This window comes from Nocardia sp. NPDC058497 (assembly GCF_042720195.1).
Lineage (GTDB): Bacteria > Actinomycetota > Actinomycetes > Mycobacteriales > Mycobacteriaceae > Nocardia.
On sequence record NZ_JBHXMY010000528.1, the window covers coordinates 1 to 4,098 of the forward strand.

General features: G+C 66.4%; 2 protein-coding genes and 1 pseudogene. 1 reads left to right on the top strand and 2 read right to left on the bottom strand.

The window, feature by feature from the left end; translation table 11 throughout:
- Together ACFWPJ_RS26465 and ACFWPJ_RS26470 are read right to left on the bottom strand one after the other, a co-directional pair.
- Positions 1 to 168: pseudogene (locus tag ACFWPJ_RS26465) on the bottom strand (MFS transporter); the annotation flags it as partial.
- A gap of 646 nt (positions 169 to 814) precedes the next feature.
- Positions 815 to 2,161: a glycosyltransferase 87 family protein gene (locus ACFWPJ_RS26470; protein ID WP_378855236.1), complete on the bottom strand. Its 1,347-nt coding sequence runs from the start codon at positions 2,159 to 2,161 to the stop codon at positions 815 to 817.
- 725 nt (positions 2,162 to 2,886) lie between these two features.
- Between ACFWPJ_RS26470 and ACFWPJ_RS26475 the strand changes: the two genes are divergently transcribed.
- Positions 2,887 to 4,074, top strand: coding sequence for a glycosyltransferase (locus ACFWPJ_RS26475; RefSeq protein WP_378855238.1), 1,188 nt, complete (start codon positions 2,887 to 2,889; stop codon positions 4,072 to 4,074).
- Positions 4,075 to 4,098 lie beyond the last annotated feature (24 nt).

A 4,098-nucleotide genomic window follows, 5' to 3' on the forward strand; every position in this document is an offset into this window, starting at 1 on the left:
CCACAGTTGCTCAGTGGCCGACGGGGCCAGCCGTTCGGTCACCGTCGGCATCGCCAGGTATAACACCGAGATGTCCATCGATACCGGTAGGACCGGCAGGATCAGCACTGCCACGCCCAGCCATGCCCGGCGTGGCGGCGCGGTCTCGCGGGTATCGGTACGAGTCATCACCTGTCCTCCGCTTCGTGCGAACCACGTACGCCGCCGACGGCAGCGTGGAGGCGCCCTGCGTCGATTGAGGCGCTGAGCTGGGGGACGAGGGACGTAGGTGAAGCCGCCCAAGCCCGTCGAGCCGACGGTCTGCAGTGTCGTCGCGCCAAGGCGCGATTCGCCGGCGAGGAGGTCGATCAGTTCGCGGCTCGCCTGGACGGTCGCGGGTCGCAGAGATGGCCGTGGCGGACCACGTTGTCGATGATGAGCACCGAACCGGGAGGAGGCGGCTGCAGCGCCCGCTGCGCGGTACCGGCCTCTGGCCAGGAATCGAGGGTGGCGTCGCTATTCCAGCTGCGGGCACCCATTGGGGTGGATCGAGCGAGCAGACCGTGCATTAGCTGTTCCTTTGCTAAGGGCACCCCTTCGATATGCCCATTGGCCGCGAACCCATAGACAACCCGGATAACGAAACCGCCACGAAAGATGAAAGACCCTCGTCCCTGCCGGCGGACACTGCAGATTGGCCCGCTATGCCAGCACGTACGCTTCCACGGCTGGCGGTTGGGACGTCGTGGAGAAGTCAGCCGCCCAATGCGGCCGGGCGGTCGCCCCAGGGCAGCATCCAGACGGCCGTAACCCGCAGCAGGACGTCGATCCTGGGTCAGGAGTCAACCGAAGCCGGGGCATTCCCCGCCGACGCCCGGCTACGCCCTGGCAAGCTGCCGAGACGCGATTCTGCGCTGTGCGCCTTGCGGCGGTGGATCCACATCAGATCGCTCTGCGAGTAGACGATGGTTGCTACGGCGACGATGAGGTAGAGCAGTGGCGCGTAGCCGCAGAGCAATATCCGCATGAGTTCGTTGTTTCCCACGGCTATGTCGGTGCGCGAGTAGTCCATGTCGGGGGTGATGTGCAAGTGTCGCGTCCGGAAGTAGGTCCAGACCCCCTCCCACATCAATACCAGGCAGGCGACCACGGCTGTCGCGGATATTATCGCGCCACTTCGTGGTTCGCCGATCGCCTGGTGGAGCAGCAGAATGAGTAGCGGCACGAACCACACCCATTGGTGTCCCCAGGTCAGGGGTGAGACGACGCAGCCGGCCATCCCGAGGATGATCACCGGCAACAGCAGCCAGCCCCGCCGATGCGCCAGGACCGCGGCCAGGAGGCCGACGATTCCGGCGAGCCCGGCGCAGATCAGCCACGCCAATGTCGGGACCGATGCGGGCGAGTACAGGTTGGCCAGGACGGCGTTGACGGATTGGTTGGTGACATCGTCGGGTTGCCCGACCCGGCGGACCTGATAGGCGGTGTGGGTCCAATACTCGCGGCTGTCTTCTGGTAGCAGCACGAACCCGGCCGCGATGGTTACGGCCGCGACGCCCGCCGCCGTAGCTGCCGCGCGCCATTGCCGCGTGAGCAGCAGATAGGGAAGGAAGACCACAGCCATCAGCTTCATTCCCGCTGCTACTCCGACCGACCAGCCGCGCCAGCGGGCGCCGGGCGGGCGGGTGAGGTCCCATATGAGGATGGCCATGAAGACGATGCTGATCTGCCCCCACGTCAAGGCGCCTCGGACGGCGTCGACCTGGACCGCCAACAGCGACAGGCCCACGCAGAGCAACATCGTTGGCCGGTCGCGTCGATACCCCAGCACGCGCAGACACCGCCACACCGTCAGGACCAGCGCGACACACGACAGGGCGAGCCACGTGTGTCGAGCGATCGCCTCCGTGACGAACGTCAGCGGCAGAAACACCAGGGCCGCGAACGGCGGATAGGTGAAGTTGTTCGGCAATCCCGAATACAAGGGGTGAGCGTCGACGACAGCCTGCGCGCCTTCCCGATAGACCACAAGGTCCATCCCGTTGTTGATCAGCCCGAGGCGGGGCGGTGCGGTGAAGGGAATGAGAACAGCGTGCAAGGCCAGCCCGGCGACCCCGGCCGCCAGCGCCAGCGCACCGGCGTGCATCGATAGCGATGTGTCTTCACCTTTGCCGGCGCTCACAACGTTGCCCCTGACTGTGGTTGATACAAAGACAGGACGGTAGCGGTGTTGCTTCTGAGGCAGAATGATAGCTCTGTGACTGATGTGGTCACGGAGGGGTGGTAGCCGAACTGGACGCGACCAGGGCGGCGGTGCCGCTGCCGGAGTGGATCTGATCCGGCAGATGGTGGAGCGTGCCCGCGGCGAGGCGGTGACCGCGAAGATCTGCGACGGCAACGTGGTGAACGGGCCGGTACGACCGGCGGGCCGTGGGCACGGACTGAGCCGAGTGTCGTTGCGGTACTGGCCGATACGCCGAACCCAAAGGTGAGTGCTGGTACGATTGCAGTGGATCAACGCCTGCCCGAGGGGAGGATCGATCATCGGCAAGGTGAGAGACGTCGTCAGTCCCAGTGCCGCTTAGGTAGACGTTCCGACCGCGCAGCTAGCAGCCTTACGCTCCTGATTCTCGGCCGAGTGCGGTTTGCCTTGTGGGACAGGGCTCGGCCGCTGTTTCGGCCCGGTTGGTTACGCCGGAATGACGCGTCGTGCCTCGTTCGCTCCCTGCGCGGACTGGTCTTGCCTACGCGGAAGAGTTTCTCTGAGGCAGGTCAAAGCTGTGCGCTCACGAAATACCGTGGGTGCCAAGCTGATTGACAGGGAGGTCACATGCACGCTGCCAGCCTTCTTTTCGCTGAATCCGCGACATCCATGATGCGGTTGGCGACCACCGCCGAGTCGGCCACATGAAGATCGTCATCCTTGCGGTCGAGGCGGTAGTCGGTTGGGGCGGCAGCGAAGAGCTGTGGGCCGACACCGCCCGAGCCGCGCTGGCCGCCGGACACGAGGTCTGGTTCACCCCTCGCGTCGACCCCCGCGGATACGAGGCGCCGCTGGACGAACTCGTCGCGTTGGGAGCGACCAAGCTGCCCCGAAGATCATGGACGGACGCCGATGGCCGAGTGCACGCCGAGATGGTCCCCGCCGAACTGGCGGCCATCGCGTCGCGCGCCGATGTCCTGTTCGTCAGCATCGGTTCCATGCGCCATGTGCTGGACGACTCCCTCACCAGCCTGATCCAGGACGCGGGAGTGCCGGTGGCGGCCACCATTCAGCTCACCAGCGAAACCGATATGCTGCCGGACGCGCTACGCGAGCGCGCGCGCCGGGTGATCGGACTTCTCGGAGCACTCGTAGTCCCCGCTCACCGGAGCCTGACGACGCTCCAGCGCATCCTCGCGGCCAGGGTCGACCACGGCGTGGTGATCCCGAGCCCGATCCGGCGCGACCTCACCGGGCCGGTCGCGTGGCCGGACTCGGCGGTGCCGACCATGGCGTGCGTTGCTCGGCTGAGCCCGGTCCAGAAGGGGCATGACCTGCTGCTGGAGGTGCTCTCGGACCCACTCTGGAAAAGCCGCCGATGGGCGCTGAATTTCGTCGGCAGAGGGCGGTCGGACCGCTACCTCGCCGAGCTGGCCGCCTTCTACGGGCTCGCGGACCGACTGACGCTCACCGGATTCCAGAGCGACATGCGAGCCGTCTGGTCACAAAACCATATGCTGGTGCTGCCGTCGCGTGAAGAGAGCATGCCCATCGCGATCATGGAAGCGATGTTCTGCGCGCGCCCATGCCTGGTGACCGACGTCGGGGACAACGCGCGCCTGATCACCGACGGCGTCAACGGCTACGTGGCCGAGGGGGACCGCCCCCACGCGTTGGCCGCCGCGTTGGACCGGGCCTGGGACGGCCGCCACGGCTGGAAGACCATGGGGCAACGCGCCTTCGAGACGTACACCGCCCAGCGCGACCCGACGCCGGGAAAGACGGTGCTGTCGCTCCTCGAGTCGATGTGCGCCACCGCGCCCAGCCGGACGGGGGGCACCGAAGGAGCCACTCGCACCGCAGGGCCGGAAGTTCGGTTGCGCCACGCGTGATTTCGGCATATGGAGCCGGATTCC